Below are 22,007 nucleotides of genomic sequence, written 5' to 3'. Positions count from 1 at the left end.
TTTCTCCCAGCCTATAGATATTTCTTCCTATTAGAAAATAAACAATATTTGAAAGACTAGTTACTATAAGGTAGAATGGGAAATGTATGCAAGCGCTTTAGAATGCAAAGGAGGGCGAATGTAATGGTATTACCTTACAAACATGAACCATTTACGGATTTCACTAATGAGGAAAACAAACAAGCTTATCTTGAAGGCTTAAAACTAGTGAACTCTTATTTAGGACAAGATTACGACTTAGTTATTGGTGGAGAACGTGTTACGACAGAAGATAAAATCGTATCCGTGAACCCTGCAAATAAAGAAGAGGTTGTTGGTCGTGTGTCAAAGGCGGATCGTGACTTAGCGGAGAAAGCGATGCAAGTTGCAGACGAAACGTTCAAAACGTGGCGCAAAGTGAAGCCTGAAGTAAGAGCAGACATCTTGTTCCGTGCGGCAGCAATCATTCGTCGTCGTAAGCACGAATTCTCTGCACTTTTAACTAAAGAAGCAGGGAAGCCTTGGAATGAAGCGGATGCAGATACAGCAGAAGCGATTGATTTCCTTGAGTACTATGCGCGTCAAATGCTGAAATTAAAAGACGGTATGCCTTTAGAAAGTCGTGTAGGTGAATACAACCGTTATAACTATATTCCACTAGGTGTAGGTGTCATCATCTCCCCTTGGAACTTCCCATTTGCAATCATGGCTGGTACAGCAGTAGCGGCAATTGTAACAGGTAACACAGTACTACTAAAGCCTGCATCTACAACTCCTGTTGTTGCAGCTAAATTTGTAGAAGTAATGGAAGAGGCTGGCCTGCCTGCTGGTGTGCTTAACTTTGTACCAGGTAGCGGTGCAGAAGTTGGGGACTACCTTGTAGACCACCCGCGTACACGCTTCATCTCGTTCACAGGTTCCCGTGACGTTGGTCTAAGAATCTATGAGCGTGCTTCCAAAGTAAACCCTGGCCAAATCTGGTTAAAGCGCGTAATCGCTGAAATGGGTGGTAAAGATACGATTGTGGTAGACAGCGAGGGAGACCTTGAGTTGGCAGCACAATCCATCGTAAAATCTGCATTCGGTTTCTCCGGTCAAAAATGTTCTGCGTGCTCCCGTGCGGTAATCGTAGAAGATGTATATGACCAAGTATTGAACCGTGCAGTGGAACTGACAAAAGAATTGACAGTCGGCGATCCTACAGAGAACCACTACATGGGACCTGTAATCGACCAGGCTGCATTTGATAAAGTAATGAAATATGTTGGAATCGGAAAAGAAGAAGGTCGCATCTTAGCTGGTGGCGAAGGGGACAACACCAAAGGATTCTTCGTACAGCCAACAATCGTTGCGGACGTCGACCCTGAAGCTCGCCTGATGAAAGAGGAAATCTTCGGACCTGTTGTAGCATTTGCAAAAGCAAAAGATTTCGATCATGCGCTTGAGATTGCCAACAACACAGAGTACGGTCTAACTGGAGCGGTCATCACGAACAACCGCGACAAAATTGAACAAGCACGTGAAGACTTCCACGCTGGTAACCTATACTTCAACCGTGGATGCACAGGTGCGATTGTTGGATACCAGCCATTCGGCGGATTCAACATGTCAGGAACAGACTCCAAAGCGGGCGGTCCTGACTACCTATTGCTTCATCTGCAAGCGAAAACAACATCTGAAAGTTTATAATTTCTATAGAGAGGAAGCTGGTGCCCGGTTGGGTGTCAGCTTCTTTTTTAAAAGATAAGAAAGCATATAATTCTGTTGATCTCCGTTCCAGGCGCTTCGCTTTCCAGTGGGCGGTCCGGGAGCCTCCTCGGCAAGCCTGTGGGGTCTCCCCTGACCCTTCCTCCCACAGGAGTCTTCGCGCCTTCCACTCCAATCAACAAGGTGGTTTCATTCACCGAAAGGATAACTAAAAACTATCTTAATGAGATGACTGGTTTCTAGCTGTGGATTGGAGCAAATAGCGAAGACTCCTTGAAAATGCGAGCATTTTCTGCGTGCGATGTATCGCTGCCGTAGCCTTCCTTGTCCTACGGGGGAATAGCGACAATTTTGAGACCCCACAGGGAACGCCGAGGAGGCTCAAGGTCGCCCCGTGGAAAGCGAAGCTATTTGCGGAAAGGAACAGCGGAGATTAACCAATCAACTAAAATTTTTTGCTTTAAAAAGACCGGGCGGTTTTTGCTCGGTTTTTCTAACCCTCAAAATAAGCCTGCAAAAACTGCTCGGCATCAACTATGGGTTGTTTGGCACGAACTTGGCAACTTTCCGCACGAACTTGCCCCAGTTTGGCATCAACTCCCCCTGTATCCGCACGAACTCCAAACAAAACAGCAAGAATACCCCAAAACCAACTAGTAAATTTCTATTTTTTTACATATATTAACTAAAAATCTTCATACTAACAGTGTGTTCAAAATAATTTAGAAAAGAGGAGACTACAAATGAAGAGATTCATAAGCGTATTAGCGGTAGTGCTATTTGTATTTGGTGGAGTAAGTAACTTAATCGCGGCTGAAACGGGAAAGAGGGAAGATGCTCAAGTCCGTATTCTTCACGCATCCCCTGATGCACCAGCTGTCGATGTGTATGTAGATGGGAATGTGGCGGTAGAAGGAGCTAAATTCAAAGATGCAACCGATTACTTAATGCTTGGAGCAGGTCCACATAAAGTAGAGGTTTTTCCAGCAGGCAAAAAGGACAAGGCGGTTATTGCTCAAGAGCTTACAGTGGAAGGCGGAAAGGCATATACGGTAGCAGCGGTTAATAACTTAGCCAAGCTTGAAATGATTGCCGTGGAAGATACGAGAGTAGCTCCAAAAGGAAAAGCATTCACCCGCGTTGGTCACCTTTCCCCAGATGCTCCACAAGTAGATGTTGGAGTCATTAAAGGGGATACCGTATTCAGCGAGCTTTCCTTTAAAGACATTTCAGTCTACCAGGAGTTGGAGCCAGGAACGTACAATCTCGAAATTAGATTGCCTGACGGAAAACAGGTTCTGGACCTTTCCGGAACGAAGCTGGAAGCCGATAAGGTGTACAGTGTGTTTGCTGTGAATACAGCAGATAAGCTGGAAGTGCTGGTGTTGGTGGATAGCAAGTAAGCAAATAAGCAACAGGAAAAGCCGTTACCTGTAATAGGTAACGGTATTTTTTTGCCTACTAGTTGCTTCCACGGTATGCTGGGATCAACAATGTGAGAAAAAACAACATTTTGCCAACATAGCACTTTTCAAACAAACGTTTGAATAATTGAAAATGAAAAACCAACCGTTTCATAGCCTGCAGCGTTCGAAAAAGAAATTAACTTTTAAAAAAGGTGTCGTGATATAGTAAGAGTTCTAAACTAATTACTGGTGTTTTAGAGGGGTTAAAGAACGTTTTCTTATCCTAGAATAGGTTTTTTAAAACAAACGTTTGACTAAAAAAATCCCCGCCTGATGTGCCCCAAGGGATTCAAACAAAAAAACAAAATCAACTTTTCAAATTTATATATAAGTAAAGCAAAAAGAGAACCCGAATTCCGGGTTCTCTTTTGTAAAGATAAACTACTCTTTATTGTGTTCTGTTTCCATTGTTTCTTCCATTTCCGTAAAGCCTTCACTTACTTTCTTTCTAGGTAAGTTAGTGATATAACTTACCACGATTACTGCAATCGTACTTAGGATGAATCCTGGAACTATTTCATACATCCAAGTTGACAGTCTTTCACCATCAATTCTAAATGGTCCGTAGATCCAAACAAGAACAGTAAACGTTCCTACAAGCATACCTGCAAGTGCACCCCAACGGTTCATACGTTTCCAGTATAGGCTCAAAATTATTACTGGACCGAATGCTGCACCGAATCCTGCCCATGCATTACCAACAAGGTTAAGGATGGTATCATTAGGTGTCAGAGATAGCATGATTGCAACAATTGCAACAATCAATACTGAGATACGACCGATTAGGACAAGCTCTTTATCCTTTGCTTCACGGCGCATGAAAGTTTTATAAAAGTCTTCAGTCAGCGCACTTGATGTAACAAGTAGCTGAGAAGAAATCGTACTCATGATAGCGGCTAAGATAGCTGCAAGTAAGAATCCACTAATAAGTGGGTTGAACAAAAATTGTGAGAAAACAATAAAGATTGTTTCTGAATCAGCCAGTTCCATACCTGTACGGTTTACATAGGCAATACCTACTAATCCTGTTGCCATGGCACCGATGATGGAAACGATCATCCAGCTCATTCCGATACGGCGAGCGGCTTTAAAGTCGCGGATGGACTTGATCGCCATAAATCGAACGATGATATGAGGCTGTCCAAAGTAACCAAGTCCCCATGCAAGTAAGGAAATAATTCCAAGTACCGTGGTACCTCTGAAGAAATCAAGGTAAGTCGGGTCTATTGCACGAACTTCATCAAGCGTTACCCCAACACCGCCTAAATCAGTAAAGGCTACAATTGGCACTAGTACTAAGGCAAGAAGCATGATACAACCTTGTACAAAGTCAGTTAAACTAACCGCCAAGAATCCTCCGAACAATGTGTACGCTACTACCACACCGGCAGTCACAATTAAACCGGTTGTATAATCCAATCCAAATGCACTTTCAAAAAGTGTACCACCTGAAACAAGACCAGAGGATGTATAAAGTGTGAAGAAGATGATGATAACAATCGCTGAAACGAAGCGTAAAATGCGAGTTCCATCATAAAAACGGTTTTCAAAGAAATCTGGGATTGTAATGGAGTCATTTGCAGTTTCTGTATAAACCCTTAAGCGGGGTGCAACGATAAGATAGTTCACATAAGCCCCGATTGTAAGACCGATAGCAATCCACATGCTTGATACACCGGATGCATACATGGCACCTGGTAGACCCATCAGCATCCAACCGCTCATGTCAGATGCCCCGGCAGATAATGCTGTTACCCCAGGTCCTAACTGACGTCCACCGAGCATAAAGCCGGAGATATCATCAGTTGATTTTTTGTAGGCATAATAACCTATTCCTAGCATGACGATAAAATAGAGCGCTAGGGAAATAAATACTCCTGTTTCCACAATATCAACTCCTGAATTTCTTTATTTTTCTGTTTGCATCAGCAATTTCGGCGCCCCAAATTGCTCTTATAACGGTTACGAGTATTTAAGCTAACAAATTATTTCCCTTTGTTCAAGCGATTGAAACCTTTTTCAATAGGAAGAAAAACACTCTACCCCTTGATACAATGGGCATACTTCCCATTTGACAATTAATTAAAGTAAAACTATTCAGAATTATCAAACGCGTAATATTGCTGTAATATTCACGACCTTAATCAAGTCAACTCTCATCAGAAAGCACCCTTATTTTTTCCCTAAAAACATGAAACATACCACTACGATTCACAAAAAGGCTTTTTGAAAAAAGTAGGTAAGGAGCAGGATTCTTTATTGTATTAACGCACTGAGGGTCAGACCCTCTTTACCCAACTAAAGAAATTTTCACCAATATCCCCTCACAATTGCTTGTGGGGGTTAAAGTTTAGTATGATAGGTGTATTGTGCAAGTTCGATATTTTGCGGAGGTGAAAGAGGATGTCCCGTATTTCTGAGGATCAAGTGAAGCATGTGGCACATTTGGCCCGTCTTGCGATCAGCGATGATGAGGTAGTAATGTTCACAAGTCAATTGGATGCAATTATTTCATTCGCTGAAAAGTTGAATGAATTAGATACAGAAGATGTTCAACCGACATCTCATGTTCTACATATGAAGAATGTCATGAGAGAAGATGTTGCGAAAAAAGGTCTGCCGGTCGATGAGGTATTGAAGAATGCTCCAGACCACAAAAACGGCCAGATTCGTGTACCAAGCATAATTGAATAGGAAGAGTTAGGAGGGAACCCCATGTCATTGTTTGATAAAAAGCTATCCGAATTACATAGCCTTTTACATAAAAAAGAAATCAGCGTCTCAGACCTAGTTGATACGTCATATAAACGCATCAACGAAGTCGATGATAAAGTAAAAGCATTCTTAACATTGGATGAAGAGAATGCTCGTAAATATGCAAAAGTGCTCGACGAAGCATTAGGGCTAGAAAAAGATCACGGCCTATTGTTTGGCCTTCCTATCGGAGTCAAGGACAACATTGTTACAAAAGGAATCCGCACAACGGCTGCAAGTAAAATTCTTGGAGATTTCAACCCGATCTACAACGCAACTGTTGTAGAGAAGCTGCACCAGGCAGAAACCGTTACAATCGGAAAAATAAATATGGATGAGTTCGCGATGGGCTCTTCCAACGAAAACTCTGCATTCGCGGCAACCCGTAATCCATGGGACCTTGACCGTGTACCAGGTGGATCCAGCGGTGGATCGGCAGCTGCGGTCGCAGCAGGGGAAGTGTTTTTCTCCCTCGGAACTGATACAGGCGGATCCATCCGTCAGCCTGCAGCTTTCTGCGGTGTCGTCGGATTGAAACCTACATATGGCCGTGTTTCGCGTTACGGGCTGATCGCCTTTGCATCATCCCTTGATCAGATCGGGCCAATCACACGTACAGTGGAAGACAATGCCTATCTTTTACAAGCAATCTCAGGTATCGATCCAATGGATTCTACATCTGCCAACGCAGACGTACCGGACTTCCTATCCAGCCTGACTGGCGACATTAAAGGACTCAAGATCGGTGTGCCAAAAGAATACCTTGCAGAAGGCGTAAGCGAAGAGGTTCGCCAATCTGTCAAAGACGCACTGAAAGTACTAGAAGGACTAGGAGCAAAATGGGAAGAAGTTTCCCTGCCGCACTCCCAATATGCACTGGCGACTTATTATTTGTTGTCTTCATCAGAAGCATCCGCGAACCTTGCCCGTTTTGACGGCGTTCGCTACGGCTATCGCACGGACAATGCGAAAAATCTCCTCGACATGTACAAGCAAACGCGCAGCGAAGGCTTCGGCCCAGAAGTGAAGCGCCGTATCATGCTTGGAACATACGCATTGAGCGCAGGCCATTATGATGCCTATTATGTTAAAGCGCAAAAAGTCCGTACGCTCATCAAGCAGGATTTTGAAGACGTATTTAAAAAATATGACGTGATTATCGGACCAACTACGCCGACACCTGCATTCAAAGTGGGCGAAAACACGAAAGATCCGTTAACGATGTACGCAAACGATATTCTGACCATCCCTGTAAACCTTGCAGGAGTACCGGGAATCTCGGTTCCGGCAGGCTTTGTGGACGGGCTGCCAGTCGGCTTGCAGATAATCGGGAATCATTTTGACGAGAGCACCATTTACCGCGTTGCGCATGCGTTTGAGCAGGCAACCGACTTTCATAAACAAAAACCACAACTGTAAGGGGTGAGAACAAGACATGAACTATGAAACGATTATTGGACTAGAAGTACACGTAGAGTTAAAAACAAAATCAAAGATTTTTTCGGCAAGTCCGAACGCATTCGGCGCAGAACCGAACTCCAATACAAGTGTAGTGGAACTAGGTTATCCGGGAACCCTGCCTGTCCTGAATAAGCAAGCAGTAGAATATGCGATGAAAGCTGCGATGGCTCTTAACTGCGAAGTCGCAACCGACACGAAATTCGACCGCAAAAACTATTTCTACCCGGACAACCCGAAGGCATACCAGATTTCCCAGCATGACAAACCAATTGGGGAAAACGGCTGGATTGATATCGAAGTGAACGGCGAGAAGAAAAGAATCGGCATCACCCGCCTTCATCTGGAAGAGGATGCAGGAAAGCTGATGCACACAGGCGACGGCTATTCCCTTGTCGACTATAACCGCCAAGGGACACCACTTGTGGAAATCGTATCTGAACCGGATATTCGCACTCCGGAAGAGGCATATGCCTATCTGGAAAAGCTGAAATCCATCATCCAATACACGGACGTTTCCGATTGTAAAATGGAAGAGGGGTCCCTTCGCTGTGATGCGAACATTTCATTGCGTCCAGTTGGACAGGAAAAATTCGGTACGAAAACAGAACTAAAGAACCTAAATAGCTTCAACTTTGTCCAGAAAGGTTTGGAATATGAAGTGATTCGCCAAGAGCAGGTTCTTTCATCTGGAGGAGTTATTGAACAAGAAACACGCCGTTATGATGAAGCTACCAAAGAAACTGTCTTGATGCGTGTGAAAGAGGGATCGGACGACTACCGTTACTTCCCTGAGCCAGATCTTGTGGCACTCCATATCGATGACGACTGGAAAGAGCGTGTTCGCGCAGCCATCCCGACACTTCCGGACGAGCGCAAAAAGCGCTACGTGGAAGAGCTTGGATTACCTGCATACGACGCTCAAGTTCTGACAATCACAAAAGAAATGTCTGATTTTTTTGATGAGACAGTGGACGCCGGAGCTGACGCGAAGCTTGCTTCCAACTGGCTGATGGGAGAGGTTTCCGCCTACCTGAACGCCGAAAACAAAGAACTCGATGATACCGCTTTGACTCCAGAAGGAATCGCCGGCATGATCAAGCTTCTTAAAAATGGCACCATTTCATCCAAAATCGCCAAGAAAGTTTTCAAGGAACTGATTGAAAGCGGCGGCGACGCAGAAAAGATCGTCAAAGAAAAAGGCCTTGTCCAGATTTCGGACGAAGGCACGCTTCGTAAAATGGTCGGCGAAACGTTGGATGCAAATCCTAAATCCGTCCAGGACTACAAAGAAGGAACCGAACGTGCCATCGGCTTCCTTGTCGGCCAGATCATGAAAGCATCCAAAGGCCAGGCAAATCCTCAGATGGTGAACAAGATTTTGATTGAGGAAATTAAGAAGCGCTAAGTACTAAAGGTTGAACCCCAACGCTGGATGTTGGGGTTCTGTTTAATTTGGGAATGTGATAAGAGTGGACTGCAAAATTTGCTGAGGTTTGTCGAATGGCATTTATATACACAAAAGTGGCTTATAAAATGAAAAGTTGGATTATAAAATAAAAACTTGGCTCATAAATCCATGTTGCCTTGAAAGACACACGAAAAAAGAGCCGCAAATGCGCACTCTTCATGCTTCTTAAACTTAAAACTCCCGCACATCCACCAAATATTCCTCCAACGTAATCCCTTTCGCATAAATCTCCCCAGCGATCTCCACGCCCACATACCTGAAATGCCATGGTTCAAACGCATACCCCGTAATATTTGTTTGCCCTTTCGGATAGCGCAAAATGAAGCCGTAGTGGTGAGCATTTTCCGCAAGCCACTTGCCCTCCGCTGTACCCTCAAACTTTTCAACAAGCTCTAACCCCACACTCTTTGCGGTTATATCCATGGCAAGCCCCGTCTGGTGCTCGCTTGTTCCGGGCAGCGCAACATAAAGAACAGCCTGTTCATATCCGAATGTAGCTACCTCATTTTTAAAAATAGCAGCTTGTGTTTCATAAGATCGAAAGCCGGACCGTGCATAAAGCTCAATACCTTCGCCTTTTGCGACATTGAACATGACCTCCAATGACTCGGCCGCCTCTGCACGCAACTTAGAACGGTCACTGTTTTCGTCCCCAAAAGAAAAAGGCACATTCGGCTTGATTAGGTCCCCGGGGCGGTATCCTTCCGGAAGCGACCAGAATTTATTAACCATGACATTCATCGCTCCAGGGTTGGCAACAACAGGGATCGCTTCAGGCTCCCCAGACTCCGCCGGTTCTTCCGAGTCTCCAGGCTGGGAAGGTTGCTCCTCGTTCGTCGACTCTTCAGGATCATCCTCCACGGAGGCAACCTCCTCACTACCTTCCTGCACATCCTGTTCGGCCGGTTCTTTTTCGAAAAAAACATCCCAGGCCATATCATAATCCGTCATTTGCGGAACCGCGGTTTTAAAAGCGTGCGCAGTACCAACCAATGTTTCTTTTTCCTCTAATAAACTATTAAAGCTCGTACAACCTGCCAAAAGGCTCAGGCTCACACCACAAATTATTCCTTTTTTTAGCATAAGTAATAGTTTTCCCCTTTAGTTTGGTTTATGATGAAATAGGTAGATTTATGTAAATTCCTACTATTATTTTACACCTTTCTCCATTTAAGAAAAAGGTAGAAAAATAGAAATGTTTTTGAAACCTTTAGGAGAAATGACCCGTATATAATAGCGGAAGGAATTTTGGAAGGGAGATCAGGGTTCAAAGGGAGGATTGCACCTCAATACAACAGGAAAGGAAACGATGGCTTATGACGATGTTTGGAATGGATATGATGACCCTATATTTTTGGTGCCTCATCATCTTTGGCGGCTTGACGCTGATCTATGTTTTATTATCGGATGTGGTGGATGGGATATTTGACGTCATTCCAATTGATCCAGCTCTTATCTTTTCATTTTTTACAGTGTTTGGAGCAACAGGCTATCTGGTTGAAAAATACTCACCACTCTCCGGATTACTGGTATTGGCTATTGCCACCATCCTTGCACTTCTATTGGTCATTCTGCTTCATATCTTTGTTTTAGTACCGATTAAGTCTGCAGACTCCTCACTCGGATACACGGACGATGACCTGAAAGGCAAGCTTGCAAAAGTCATCATCTCAGTGCCAAAAGACGGATTTGGAGAAGTGGTACTGAGCATCGGAGGAAGCACCGTTTCGCGATCTGCACAGAGCTTCGAAAACGAGGAGATTCCCTACGATACAGAAGTCCTGATCATCGATGTCCAAATCGGAGTGGTCTCTGTCACTCCATACGAAAAGGTACTAGAAAACTATAATAAATAGGGGGAAGAGAAATGGGAATGGAATTATTGATTGTCATTGGTGCCGTCGTTGCACTGATTTTCGTCCTTATCGTTGTTTTCGTAGCACGCTACAAAACAGTCGGTCCAGACGAAGCGTTAATTATCACAGGTAGCTACCTGGGTGGAAAAAATGTCCACACAGACGAATCAGGCAACAAAATCAAGATTGTACGAGGTGGCGGGGCGTTCATCGTGCCGGTATTCCAACAATCCGAACCATTAAGCTTGCTATCTATCAAACTAGATGTTAAAACGCCGGAAGTTTACACAGAGCAGGGTGTACCGGTAATGGCGGACGGAACGGCGATCATCAAGATCGGCAACTCCATCGGCGACATCGCAACAGCTGCCGAGCAATTTTTAGGAAAAAGAAAAGAAGACCTGGAAAACGAAGCACGTGAAGTTCTTGAAGGTCACCTTCGTTCCATCCTAGGTTCCATGACAGTGGAAGAAATCTACAAAAACCGTGAAAAGTTCTCACAAGAAGTACAACGTGTGGCATCCCAGGATTTAGCGAAAATGGGATTGATCATTGTATCCTTCACGATCCGTGACATCCGTGACAGCAATGGATACTTAGAATCCCTTGGTAAACCACGTATCGCGCAAGTAAAGCGTGACGCAGACATTGCAACAGCTGAAGCAGACAAAGAAACGCGTATTAAGCGTGCAGAAGCGGCAAAAGACGCACAACGCGCCGAGATTGAGCGTGCGACTGAAATCGCGGAAGCGGAAAAAGAGAATCAAATGAAGGTTGCCGAGTACCGTCGCGAGCAGGATATTGCAAAAGCTCGTGCCGACCAGGCGTACCACCTAGAGGAAGCACGTGCGAAGCAGGAAGTAACCGAGCAGCAAATGCAAATCCAGATCATCGAGCGTCAGAAACAAATCGAGCTTGAGGAAAAAGAGATTCAGCGTCGTGAGCGTCAATACGACTCCGAGGTCAAGAAAAAGGCCGATGCAGACCGTTACTCTGTTGAGCAAGCAGCATCTGCCGATAAAATGAAGCAAATGGCTGAAGCGGATGCAAACAAGTACCGTATTGAAGCGATGGCAAAAGCGGAAGCGGAAAAAGTCCGTATCGACGGTATTGCGATTGCAGACGCACAAAGAGCGCAAGGGGAATCCGAAGCGGAAGTTATCCGCCTGAAAGGTCTTGCAGAAGCGGAAGCGAAAGAAAAAATCGCAGAAGCATTCGAACAGTTCGGTCAAGCGGCTATCTTGGACATGATCCTCAAAATGCTTCCTGAATACGCGAAGCAAGTTGCGGCTCCACTTGGCAACATCGACAAGATCACAGTAGTAGACACAGGCGGAAGCGGCGAAAACAGCGGCGCCAACAAGGTTACCGGCTACGCAACCAACCTGATGTCCACACTCCAGGAATCACTGAAAGCATCATCAGGCATTGATGTAAAAGAGCTTATCGAAAACTTCTCAGGCAAAGCGAACGTGCGCCACAGCATTGACAGCTTGACTAACGAAATCGCCACTTCGAAAAAAGGCGAAGAGAAGAAGACAGAAGAGTAATAAATAATATGGCCCCAGCTGTTGCTGCTACTTGCTTGAGTAGCGGTGGTGCAGTTGGGGCTTTTTTAAAATGAGAAGGCTGTTTTCGTAAACTTTGTTGCTTTTTCGTAATTATCAACTAACCGTTATATTCCTTACTGTCGTGCTCTTTTCCTGGGTGTACAGAGTAAACAACATGCCTATTTTAGAATAGATAAGCTGTAAAAAGTCCAATAGCCGACTTTTTACTAGTGAATAGCAACAATCTTTGAGAAAAGAGCCAATGAGAAAGAACGATAATTTTAATCTGAAGGCTGATAGGGTCCATGAGGACTGAGTAAGGGTGATTTTAGCGTTGCCGGGGTTCATAGAGGGTCAATGAGGAATGAGTATGGGTGATATTGGAGTTGCCGGGATTCATAGAGGATTAATGAGGAAAAGGTTAGTGTGATACCTGAGTTATAGGGATTCATTAATTAATGTGCCTATCTATACTCATTCAATCTCACCATTTCTCAAAATTTTCATTTTAATTGCATATTACATACAGAATAGGCTAATATGTTATCAGTAGTGGGTTAGCAGTTCACTACTTAGTGGTATTGGTAACTATAACTATCTTATCAAACAACATATAGAGCAGGACAAGACATAGATATAAAAGAGGGCTTAGTTAAATATAATTTTAGGATGATGGGAAATGAAAAGAGCTAGGGTAATATACAATCCGACATCTGGTCGTGAACTGTTCAAAAAGCACTTGCCAGAAGTATTGGTTAGATTAGAAAAGGCTGGTTATGAAGCTTCATGCCATGCTACAACAGGACATGGAGATGCAACGGAAGCGGCAAGGCTGGCCGTGGAGCGTAGATATGAACTTGTGGTTGCAGCAGGCGGAGACGGTACAATCAACGAAGTGGTCAACGGGCTGGCAGAACAGGACTACCGTCCGAAGCTTGGAGTTATCCCGGTTGGTACGACAAACGACTTTGCCAGAGCACTGGACCTTCCACGCGATGACATTTTAGGATGTGTCGATGTAATTGCAACAGGTGTCCCGATGCCTGTTGATATCGGAAAAGCGAATGACCAGTACTTCATGAACATTGCTGGTGGCGGAAAAATGACCGAGCTATCCTATGAAGTACCGATCAAGATGAAAACCATGATTGGGCAGCTTGCCTACTATCTTAAAGGGATCGAGATGCTTCCATCCATTCGTCCAACTAATGTAACGATAGAATACGATGGGAAAGTTTTTGAAGGGGAAATCATGCTGTTCCTCGTATCCTTATCCAATTCTGTTGGCGGTTTCGAAAAGCTTGCACCAGACTCCTGCATGAACGATGGCATGTTTGACCTGATCATTCTCAAAAAAGCAAATATCGCCGATTTTATCCGTATCGCCTCGATGGCACTGCGCGGCGACCATGTCAAAGATCCATTGGTCATCTATACAAAAGCAAACCGGGTAAAGGTGAACACGCAGGAAAAAATGCAGCTTAACCTTGACGGTGAATACGGAGGACTGCTTCCGGGCGAATTCGTCAACTTGTACCAGCATGTGGAAGTGATTGTAACCGAAAAGCGTAAAGAAGTGGAAATGGCTAAATGCCAATAAAATTGATAGCAATGGTGCCAGATCCTAAACATGGGAATCTGGCACCATTTTTTATTTTCCAGTAACGGAGACAAGGAAAAATATGTTAAGGTTTAAGGAGATAGTAGAGGGAGAGAGGGATGATGTTGACTTTTAACCGGTCGAATATGTTAAAGGTGATGGCAATATTTACAGGGTTTCTAGGAGGGGGAAGAATCATAAAAAAAACAATGGCTTTATTCTGTCTTTTGTTCCTGTTAACCGCATGCAATATGGTTACCCAAAAGGAAGCAGACCCTGAATTAGATATCTCCTCCCTTTCACTCGGAATGGGGGAAAACGAGTATGGGACGGTCCAGTATGTCCGCTACTCGATGATTCTTACATCTAGTGAAAATTTGAAAATTAACGAAAAAACGTTGGAGCCTTTACTTGCCGGCTGGATTGAAGAGCGTGTGCTCGACCATGAAATCGAACTGGCGGATGAGATCGGTGATGGCCAACTCAAGATGGAAGGAAAAGTGACGTTTGATTCCAATGGTCTAACGAAACGAGATATCATCACCTTTGAAAAGTTGGAGGATACCATCCAAGGAGTCGTGTTTGAAACAAGAGGCGGAAACATATATCAGGCAGTACTGATGAATGGCGAAACTAAGCTGAAAAAAATCGGAGACTGAGCTGAAGCGGACTAGGACCAATTTCCTAAAAATAAAAAAACTTAAAAAACAGTCAATTTCATTGTTGACAATTCATATACGTATGGTAGGATTAATTTTAACATTTAACAAAGCTCTTTTCTAAAAGTATGTGGCTATATGCCAATAAAAAGTCGGCAATAGGACTTTTTATAAGTTTATTTACTTACCAATTGGCAAGAAGCCATTTTGTAGAACCAGGAAAAGAGCACGACAACAATGAATATGTCGGCTTGCCTAAAAATACGAAAAGGCAACAAAGTTTACGAAAACAGCTTATAAAATGACAACTTAATTGACGCTTATCTAGAGCGGCTGAGGGACTGGCCCGTTGAAGCCCGGCAACCTGCGAACAGCAAGGTGCCAATTCCAGCAAAATGGATTCCCATTTTGGAAGATAAGGTGCAGCATACATACGATGCGCCTTTTCCTTAATGGGAGAGGCGTTTTTTATATAGGCTCTTTTCTCAAAGATTGTTGCAATTCACTAGTAAAAAGTCGGCTATTGGACTTTTTACTGCTTATCTACTCTAAAATACGCATGTAATTTAATCTAGATAAGCGGGAAAAGAGCACGACAGTAAGGGTTATAACGGTTGGTTGATAAATACGAAAAAGCAACAAAGTTTACGAAAACAGTCTTAATATAAATGCATTAAGAAACGGAGGCGAGCCAACTGGAACAGTCGGAATGGGAAGATGTCGTAACCCACTTGGAAAAAATGCTGCAAACAGTCAAATTTGGATCTATCACCCTGGTGGTACAGGATGGAAAAGTGATTCAAATAGAAAAAAATGAGAAGGTTCGCCTTCAGAAAAATAAATAGGCGCTGACCAGACAAACTGGAGGCGGTCTTTTTACATGATGCTCATCAAGCATGCACATGTAAAAGGGCTGCCTTTTCTCGTTGGAAAAGAAAGGAGCAGTAAGTGAATGGAACAGAAAATCACGTATGAAAACTGGAAGGAACTATCGGGTTCCTTTCCGATTGATGATGATACAAAGGGTGCAAAAGCCATGTTGCAATGGGCATATGGAAACTACTCCGATGACGAAATCATTTATGCCTCGAGTTTCGGAGCCGAGGCGGTGGTCCTGATCGATCTGATTCAGGAGGTAAGGCAGGATGCCCGGATTGTGTTCTTAGATACGGATCTCCATTTTCCAGAAACCTATAAGGTCATCGAGCAGATAGAAGCCAGATATCCAAAGCTCCAAATTGAAAAAAGGAAACCGGCCCTCACCTTGGAGGAGCAAGCGGAAGTGCATGGCACAGCCCTTTGGAAAAGAGATCCTAGCCGCTGCTGTCAGATCCGCAAGGTGGAACCGCTAAGAGAAGCGCTCACGCCAAAAAAGGCATGGATTTCCGGATTGAGAAGGGAGCAGTCGCCAACACGGGCCAACACTAACTTCCTGAATCGTGATGATAAATTCCAGAACATTAAAATCTGTCCGCTTATTCACTGGACATGGGAGGACGTCTGGCATCGCATCAGATCCAAAGGTCTTCCCTATAACGAACTCCATGACCACGGTTACCCAAGCATCGGCTGTTTTCCCTGTACGCAGGCAGTCGGAACGGACGGAGATTCCAGGGCCGGTCGTTGGGTGGGAAGTGGAAAGACGGAGTGCGGGCTGCATACAAACTAAAGTTGGTCATGTAATGAAGGAGGAAAAAGCATGCTAGTTACCATTGCCGTCATCGTTGGTCTTTTTTTCGCCATGAATATTGGTGCGAGCGGTGCGGCGGCATCCATGGGGATCGCCTATGGATCAGGAGTTGTCAAACGAAATCTGGCTTTGGTGTTATGCGGGATAGCAGTGTTTTTCGGGGCATGGCTGGGTGGAGGAGAGGTAGTCAAGACGATGGGGAGCGGCATTGTACCCCAGAGCACCTTTACCGTTGCTATTGCGCTTATCGTAATCGCATCCGCTGCTCTATCCTTATTTTTGGCCAATGTATTCGGCATCCCACTTTCCACAAGTGAAGTGACCGTTGGTGCCGTAGTGGGTGCCGGAATTGTTTATCAATCCTTGTTTGTCGGAAAGCTTGCCTGGATCGTTTCGTTCTGGTTGCTGACCCCGGTTATCGCTTTCCTGATGGCAATCGGTGCCACCTGGGTGCTGAAAAATAGAGTGATAGATCGTTGGGTAAAGTCGTCCCGGGCCGTTCCGGTATTATCTGTACTGGTCGTCGTCATGGGGGTGTTCGAGGCATTCTCGGCCGGGATGAACAATGTAGCCAATGCCGTTGGACCGCTTGTGGGAGCAGGCATCATGAGCACCGGACAGGGGATTCTCTGGGGAGGGCTGTTTGTCGCACTTGGAGCGCTGTTGCTCGGCTGGCGTGTCATGGAAACGAACGGCAAGAAAATAACGAAGCTGCGGCTAGAGGAAGGGTGCGTCATTTCAGGGACGGGAGCCGGAATAGTAACTGCGGCTTCGGTGTTCGGCATTCCGGTGCCACTGACGCAGATCACGACGTCTTCCATTATCGGTATCGGCTTTGTTAAACAGGGGCGATCCGTTTTGAAAAAGGACATTGTCGTGCAGCTACTAGTTGTGTGGGTGGTATCGCCGGTGTTATCAATGGTACTTTCCTACACACTGATTCAGCTGTTGATTGAGCAGAATGTGTATCCGGTTATTGCGATGCTGGGGGTATTGATTTCAGTGTTCGGGGTGAAGTTTTTGATGCAGCGTTCGGGCGGCGTTGGGACGGGGGCAGCGGCGGTGTCTACGGGCAGCGAGGATTAATTGAGGATTTTGGGGTGGTGGAGCTTGGCGGGGCGAAATGGGGGCGCACAGACCAAATGTCCGAAGTTTTGCCGAACTTGACCGAAGATTTCCTAAAGTTGACCGAAGTTTGCTCGAACTTGACCGAAGATTCTCTCAACTTGACCGAACCAATTTTCCAAATGACCGAACACCAAGTCTAATATGACCGAACCAATCAAATAGTTGACCGAACTGCATCTAATGTAGCGGTGAACTTGTCCGAACATAACCAAAGTTTGACCGAACGATTTTAAATCAATAAAAAAACTTAAATTTTCAACCAAAAATCCATCAAAAGAGAGGGAAAACAAATGACCTTACCAAAACCACACGGCGGCACACTTGTGCAGGCCTACCAACCAAACTATGACACGACAAACATAACAAAAGAAATCAAAATAGACGCCATCGCTCTAAGCGATCTCGAACTCATCGGAGTCGGGCTCTTCAGTCCGCTCACTGGATTCCTCACAAAATCCGACTACGAATCCGTCGTCGAAAACCTGCGACTCCAAAACGGCAACATATGGTCAGTGCCTGTCACCCTCCCAGTGACAAAGGAAGTGGCAAAAACTCTAACAGAAGGTGAAACCTACAAACTTACCTACCAGCAAACCACTTACGGAGTCATCACCGTCTCTGAATGGTACGAACCGGACCTCCAAAAAGAGGCACGTGAAGTCTACAAAACGGAAGAACTTGCACATCCGGGAGTCAAACGTCTATTCGAAAGAGGCGACATTTACGTTGCCGGGGAAGTGACGCTTACCCAAAAGACTAACAAAGGGGTGGCCCAGGATGTCTGGCTCGAACCAAAAGAAACCCGTGAACTTTTCGCACAAAAAGGCTGGAAAACCATCGTCGGCTTCCAAACGAGAAACCCTGTCCACCGCGCCCACGAATACATTCAGAAAGCGGCACTTGAAACGGTGGATGGGCTTTTCCTAAATCCGCTCGTGGGTGAAACGAAATCGGACGATATTCCAGCAGACGTCAGACTAAGAAGCTATCGGGTCCTGCTTGAAAACTATTATCCGAAAGACAGGGTCGAACTCGCTGTGTACCCAGCCGCCATGCGCTATGCCGGGCCGCGGGAGGCAATTTTTCACGCCATTGCCAGAAAGAACTTCGGCTGCACGCATTTCATTGTCGGCCGGGATCACGCAGGAGTTGGCGACTATTACGGGACCTATGACGCGCAGCATATTTTCCATCAATTCACAGAGGAGGAACTTGGCATCAAGCCGCTGTTTTTCGAACACAGCTTTTACTGCAACAAATGCGAGGGCATGGCCTCTGACAAGACCTGCCCGCATTCAAAGGAGGACAGGGTTATTTTATCAGGAACAAAAGTGAGGGAGTTGCTGCGAGCCGGGGAGCTGCCACCGTCCACCTTTAGCCGAAAAGAGGTCATTGAGGTTTTAATCGACGGACTACAACAACAGAAAACAGCAGCCGTATAAAGGAGGAAAACACAAATGACGAAAGCGACAAACATCACCTGGCATGAACAGACCATTACAAAAGAGGAGCGCCGTGTGCAGAATGGGCATGGTAGCTGTGTCCTCTGGTTCACCGGCCTATCCGGATCTGGTAAGTCGACCATCGCAAACGCAGTGTCCACGGAACTATACCGCCAGAGCATCAACGAGTATGTGCTTGATGGAGACAATGTCCGCCATGGACTCAACAAGGACCTCGGATTCACAGAAGCTGACCGCAACGAAAATATCCGCCGGATCGGGGAAGTGGCAAAGCTCTTTGTCGACAGTGGAAAGATTGTCACAACAGCATTTATCTCCCCCTTCCGAAACGACAGAGATCAGGTGAGGACGCTGTTCGAAGAGGGCGAGTTTATTGAAGTGTTTGTGGACTGTCCCTTGGAGGAGTGTGAGAAAAGAGATCCAAAAGAGCTATACAAAAAGGCAAGACGTGGGGAAATTAAGGACTTCACCGGCATCGATTCTCCTTACGAAAAGCCGAAACAACCGGAAATCACGATAGCATCCGGAAAACTGACGGTGGAGGAAGCCGTCACAACAATACTCCAATACTTAAGAGAGCAAAAAATTATCTAGAAGGGGGAAACGCTCATGGCATATGTGAAACACTGGGCAGATAATGAAAAGTTAAACAAAACGGAGAAAGCGAAACTGGAAAAGGATGGTCTCCGAATTCTCGATGACATCCCGCATTACGCAAAGAATGGATTCGATTCCATTCCTAAGGATCAGTGGGACCTTTTCAAATGGGCGGGACTTTACCTCCAGCGACCAAAAGAGGACGGCTATTTCATGATGAGGGTCAATGTCCCCTCCGGAATTCTCACAAAACCTCAGGTCGAAGCATTGGCAGCCATTGCCCGCGACTATGGACGTGGAGTATTCGATATCACAACACGGCAGGCCATTCAATTCCACTGGCTGGAAATCGAGCAGATACCAGACATTTTCAACCGCCTGGAAGCAGTTGGACTTTCAAGCGCAGGAGCGTGCGGGGACATCACCCGTACGATTGTCGGCAACCCGATTGCAGGGCTTGATCCCGACGAGCTATTCGACACTACAGGCATTGTAAAAGAGGTCTATGATTTCTTTCAGAAGAATGAGGACTTCTCTAACTTGCCACGAAAATACAAGATGTCGATCAGTGCCAATACGAAAAATGCATCCAACGCGGAAATCAACTGTGTTTCTTTTACACCAGCGACCAAAACGATTGATGGTGTTACAAAAAGTGGTTTTCACCTGAAAGTCGGCGGCGGGCTCTCCTCCAGGCCGTTCCTGGCAGAAACAATCGATGTGTTTGTGGAACCGGAAAGAACGCTCGAGGTCGCGATAGCCGTCACGACCATCTTCCGGGATTTTGGCTATCGGGAGAAACGCCATCTCGCCCGCCTGAAATTTTTGATCGCCGATTGGGGGCCAGAGAAGTTCAAGGAGAAGTTGCTTGAGCACACTGGTCCACTTCCTGAAAAAGGCGTAGAGCCAAAAGACGAATGGAACGCAGGCTACTTCTACGGCATTCATGACCAGAAGCAGGAGGGCCTGAAGTTCCTCGGTTTCAACGTACCGGTAGGACGCCTTGATGCAGAGGAAGTTTTCGAGCTTGCGAGAATATCAGAAGAATACGGAAACGGGGAGATCAGAACCTGTAACTCCCAGAATCTTATCATCCCAAATATTCCAGAGGAAAACGTGGAAGCACTGCTCAAAGAACCGATTTTCGAACGCATTTCTATCAACCCGAACTCCTTTCTCGGCCATGCCGTTTCCTGCACCGGGATTGAATACTGCAATCTGGCCTTGGTGGAAACGAAGGAGCGCATGAGACTTATCGCTGAGGAACTCGACCAGCGCATCAGCCTTGATGTCCCGATCCGCACCCATATGGTCGGCTGCCCGAACTCCTGCGGCCAGCGCCAGATTGGTGACATCGGCCTGCAGGGTATGAAAATGCGCAACGAGAAAAAGGAAATGGTCGAAGCCTATGAGATCTATGTGGGCGGGACCCTGAACAAAGGTGGTAAGTTCAATGAAAAGCTAAAGGGAAAAGTAGCGGCAGAGGAATTGACGGATGTCCTTGAGGAGCTACTAATCTACTTCCGCGACCAGAAAACAAAGGGAGAATCTTTCTTCGACTTTGTAGGACGCGTGGGAGTTTCCACCTTGCAAGGCGTACTAGATACTATTTTAGGAAAAGAAACCGATGGCGTATCTGTATAGATTTGATGTAGCCCTGGAGGCCAAGGAAATCGTATCCGTCATTTATGCCGATAATGATGAAGCAGCTTTTGAGCATCTTGATGTGGAGCTTGAAAAGTTTTATCTGAAGGAGCCCGCAGTGAAAGAAGTTATTTTACGAGAGAAAAAACGGCTTGGGAAGAAGAGTGGCTATATTTTAGATCCAGAGGAGAAAGGGTGGTAGCGCATGAAGGGAAAAGTATATTTGGTGGGAGCGGGTCCTGGTGATCCTGAATTGATTACAGTGAAGGGGTTGCGCCTACTCGAGCAGGCGGATGTCATCCTTTATGACCGCCTTGTGAACCCCGAACTACTAAACTATGCGAAAAAAGAGGCACAGCTTGTCTACTGCGGAAAGCTTCCCCACTACCACACGATGAAACAGGAAACCATCAATCACTTTCTTGTAAAATATGCGAAAAAAGGCTTGCAGGTCGTGCGTTTGAAGGGTGGGGATCCATTTGTGTTCGGACGTGGCGGCGAAGAGGCTGAGGAATGCTCGCGGCAGGATGTCCCTTTTGAAGTCGTACCGGGAATAACGGCTGGTATCGGAGCCGCTGCCTACGCCGGTATTCCTGTCACCCACCGTACCTTGAGCAAAAGTTTCGCCTTTGTCACGGGACACCAGGCAGGCGATAAGGAAGCGGAGCATCAATGGGCAAACCTTACGCAAGCGGTAGATACCATCTGTGTCTACATGGGCGTCTCCCAACTGCCAAATATACTCAAGCGTCTGCAGGAGAACGGCAAGTCACCCAAAACACCTATTGCCCTTGTACATTGGGGAACATTAGATGAACAGCGTACCGTCGTCGGCACGCTTGCCAATATCGAGCGGAAGGTAAAGGAAGCGAACATTTCCAATCCGAGCATGATTGTAATCGGGGAAGTGGTGAAACTCCATGAGAAGCTGCACTGGTTTGAAGAGGAGGTAGTGCCTCATCTGCCTGTCGTACACGGATAGAAG

The 22,007-nt window shown here is 45.7% G+C and carries 21 protein-coding genes and 1 riboswitch; of the genes, 17 read left to right on the top strand and 4 right to left on the bottom strand.

The window, feature by feature from the left end; genetic code table 11:
- Positions 1-123: 123 nt before the first annotated feature.
- Positions 124-1,668, top strand: a complete 1,545-nt coding sequence (gene pruA, locus AB685_RS18055) for an L-glutamate gamma-semialdehyde dehydrogenase (RefSeq protein ID WP_047971989.1) — start codon at positions 124-126, stop codon at positions 1,666-1,668.
- A gap of 511 nt (positions 1,669-2,179) precedes the next feature.
- On the opposite strand, the gene AB685_RS32410 is transcribed toward pruA, so the two are convergent.
- Positions 2,180-2,314, bottom strand: coding sequence for a hypothetical protein (locus AB685_RS32410; RefSeq protein ID WP_277814297.1), 135 nt, complete (start codon positions 2,312-2,314; stop codon positions 2,180-2,182).
- Positions 2,315-2,429: 115 nt separating this feature from the next.
- Here AB685_RS32410 and AB685_RS18045 point away from each other — a divergent pair, with 115 nt between their 5' ends.
- The gene (locus tag AB685_RS18045; protein WP_047971987.1) at positions 2,430-3,089 is read left to right on the top strand and encodes a DUF4397 domain-containing protein; all 660 of its coding nucleotides are present in this window, start codon (positions 2,430-2,432) and stop codon (positions 3,087-3,089) included.
- Between the two features lie 444 nt (positions 3,090-3,533).
- Here the strand turns inward: AB685_RS18045 and putP are convergent, their stop codons facing one another.
- Complete coding sequence (gene putP, locus AB685_RS18040) at positions 3,534-5,039, bottom strand: sodium/proline symporter PutP (protein WP_047971986.1); 1,506 nt, start codon at positions 5,037-5,039, stop codon at positions 3,534-3,536.
- 516 nt (positions 5,040-5,555) lie between these two features.
- Here putP and gatC point away from each other — a divergent pair.
- From gatC to gatB, 3 genes are read left to right on the top strand one after another with little or no spacing between them, the layout of a single operon-like run.
- Positions 5,556-5,846 (top strand): Asp-tRNA(Asn)/Glu-tRNA(Gln) amidotransferase subunit GatC, encoded by a 291-nt coding sequence (gene gatC, locus AB685_RS18035; RefSeq protein ID WP_047971985.1) that lies wholly within the window; start codon positions 5,556-5,558, stop codon positions 5,844-5,846.
- Positions 5,847-5,867: 21 nt separating this feature from the next.
- Positions 5,868-7,325 carry an Asp-tRNA(Asn)/Glu-tRNA(Gln) amidotransferase subunit GatA gene (gatA, locus tag AB685_RS18030; RefSeq protein ID WP_047971984.1) on the top strand — a complete coding sequence of 486 codons (1,458 nt, stop codon included), beginning with the start codon at positions 5,868-5,870 and terminating at the stop codon, positions 7,323-7,325.
- Between the two features lie 16 nt (positions 7,326-7,341).
- Positions 7,342-8,772, top strand: coding sequence for an Asp-tRNA(Asn)/Glu-tRNA(Gln) amidotransferase subunit GatB (gene gatB / locus AB685_RS18025; RefSeq protein WP_047971983.1), 1,431 nt, complete (start codon positions 7,342-7,344; stop codon positions 8,770-8,772).
- Positions 8,773-9,006: 234 nt separating this feature from the next.
- On the opposite strand, the gene AB685_RS18020 is transcribed toward gatB, so the two are convergent.
- Positions 9,007-9,918, bottom strand: coding sequence for a M15 family metallopeptidase (locus AB685_RS18020; RefSeq protein ID WP_047971982.1), 912 nt, complete (start codon positions 9,916-9,918; stop codon positions 9,007-9,009).
- A gap of 233 nt (positions 9,919-10,151) precedes the next feature.
- Here AB685_RS18020 and AB685_RS18015 point away from each other — a divergent pair, with 233 nt between their 5' ends.
- From AB685_RS18015 to AB685_RS17990, 7 genes are all read left to right on the top strand, one after another.
- Entirely contained in the window at positions 10,152-10,691 is a 540-nt protein-coding gene (locus tag AB685_RS18015) for a hypothetical protein (RefSeq protein WP_047971981.1), read from the top strand.
- An 11-nt stretch (positions 10,692-10,702) separates the two neighbouring features.
- Complete coding sequence (locus AB685_RS18010; protein WP_047971980.1) at positions 10,703-12,241, top strand: flotillin family protein; 1,539 nt, start codon at positions 10,703-10,705, stop codon at positions 12,239-12,241.
- Positions 12,242-12,920: 679 nt separating this feature from the next.
- Complete coding sequence (locus AB685_RS18005; RefSeq protein WP_047971979.1) at positions 12,921-13,841, top strand: diacylglycerol kinase; 921 nt, start codon at positions 12,921-12,923, stop codon at positions 13,839-13,841.
- A gap of 119 nt (positions 13,842-13,960) precedes the next feature.
- A complete protein-coding gene (locus AB685_RS18000; RefSeq protein WP_128755898.1) occupies positions 13,961-14,500 on the top strand; it encodes a hypothetical protein in 540 nt (179 codons plus the stop codon).
- A gap of 317 nt (positions 14,501-14,817) precedes the next feature.
- Positions 14,818-14,922: riboswitch (SAM riboswitch) on the top strand.
- Positions 14,923-15,195: 273 nt separating this feature from the next.
- A complete protein-coding gene (locus AB685_RS30485) occupies positions 15,196-15,345 on the top strand; it encodes a YezD family protein (RefSeq protein WP_128755902.1) in 150 nt (49 codons plus the stop codon).
- A gap of 107 nt (positions 15,346-15,452) precedes the next feature.
- On the top strand, positions 15,453-16,169 hold the full coding sequence (locus AB685_RS17995) for a phosphoadenylyl-sulfate reductase (protein WP_047971977.1): 717 nt from the start codon (positions 15,453-15,455) through the stop codon (positions 16,167-16,169).
- A gap of 30 nt (positions 16,170-16,199) precedes the next feature.
- Complete coding sequence (locus AB685_RS17990; RefSeq protein WP_047971976.1) at positions 16,200-17,276, top strand: inorganic phosphate transporter; 1,077 nt, start codon at positions 16,200-16,202, stop codon at positions 17,274-17,276.
- Between the two features lie 92 nt (positions 17,277-17,368).
- Here AB685_RS17990 and AB685_RS31775 read toward each other — a convergent pair whose 3' ends face one another.
- On the bottom strand, positions 17,369-17,581 hold the full coding sequence (locus AB685_RS31775) for a hypothetical protein (RefSeq protein WP_198530541.1): 213 nt from the start codon (positions 17,579-17,581) through the stop codon (positions 17,369-17,371).
- A 27-nt stretch (positions 17,582-17,608) separates the two neighbouring features.
- Here AB685_RS31775 and sat point away from each other — a divergent pair, with 27 nt between their 5' ends.
- Genes sat through cobA form a run of 5 tightly spaced genes read left to right on the top strand, consistent with a single transcriptional unit; the run spans position 17,609 to position 22,004 of the window.
- Positions 17,609-18,760 carry a sulfate adenylyltransferase gene (gene sat, locus AB685_RS17985; protein WP_047971975.1) on the top strand — a complete coding sequence of 384 codons (1,152 nt, stop codon included), beginning with the start codon at positions 17,609-17,611 and terminating at the stop codon, positions 18,758-18,760.
- 15 nt (positions 18,761-18,775) lie between these two features.
- A complete protein-coding gene (cysC, locus tag AB685_RS17980; protein ID WP_047971974.1) occupies positions 18,776-19,375 on the top strand; it encodes an adenylyl-sulfate kinase in 600 nt (199 codons plus the stop codon).
- Positions 19,376-19,390: 15 nt separating this feature from the next.
- Entirely contained in the window at positions 19,391-21,022 is a 1,632-nt protein-coding gene (locus AB685_RS17975; RefSeq protein ID WP_047971973.1) for a ferredoxin--nitrite reductase, read from the top strand.
- A complete protein-coding gene (locus AB685_RS17970) occupies positions 21,006-21,224 on the top strand; it encodes a DUF3906 family protein (protein ID WP_047971972.1) in 219 nt (72 codons plus the stop codon). Before AB685_RS17975 ends, AB685_RS17970 begins: the two co-directional genes overlap by 17 nt.
- A 3-nt stretch (positions 21,225-21,227) precedes the next feature.
- Positions 21,228-22,004: a uroporphyrinogen-III C-methyltransferase gene (gene cobA / locus AB685_RS17965; RefSeq protein WP_047971971.1), complete on the top strand. Its 777-nt coding sequence runs from the start codon at positions 21,228-21,230 to the stop codon at positions 22,002-22,004.
- The last annotated feature ends 3 nt before the right edge of the window (positions 22,005-22,007 follow it).

The sequence above is a fragment of the Bacillus sp. LL01 genome, from assembly GCF_001037965.1.
The sequence above is the reverse complement of the archived record's forward strand: the minus strand, read 5'-3'. Positions and strand labels throughout refer to the sequence as shown.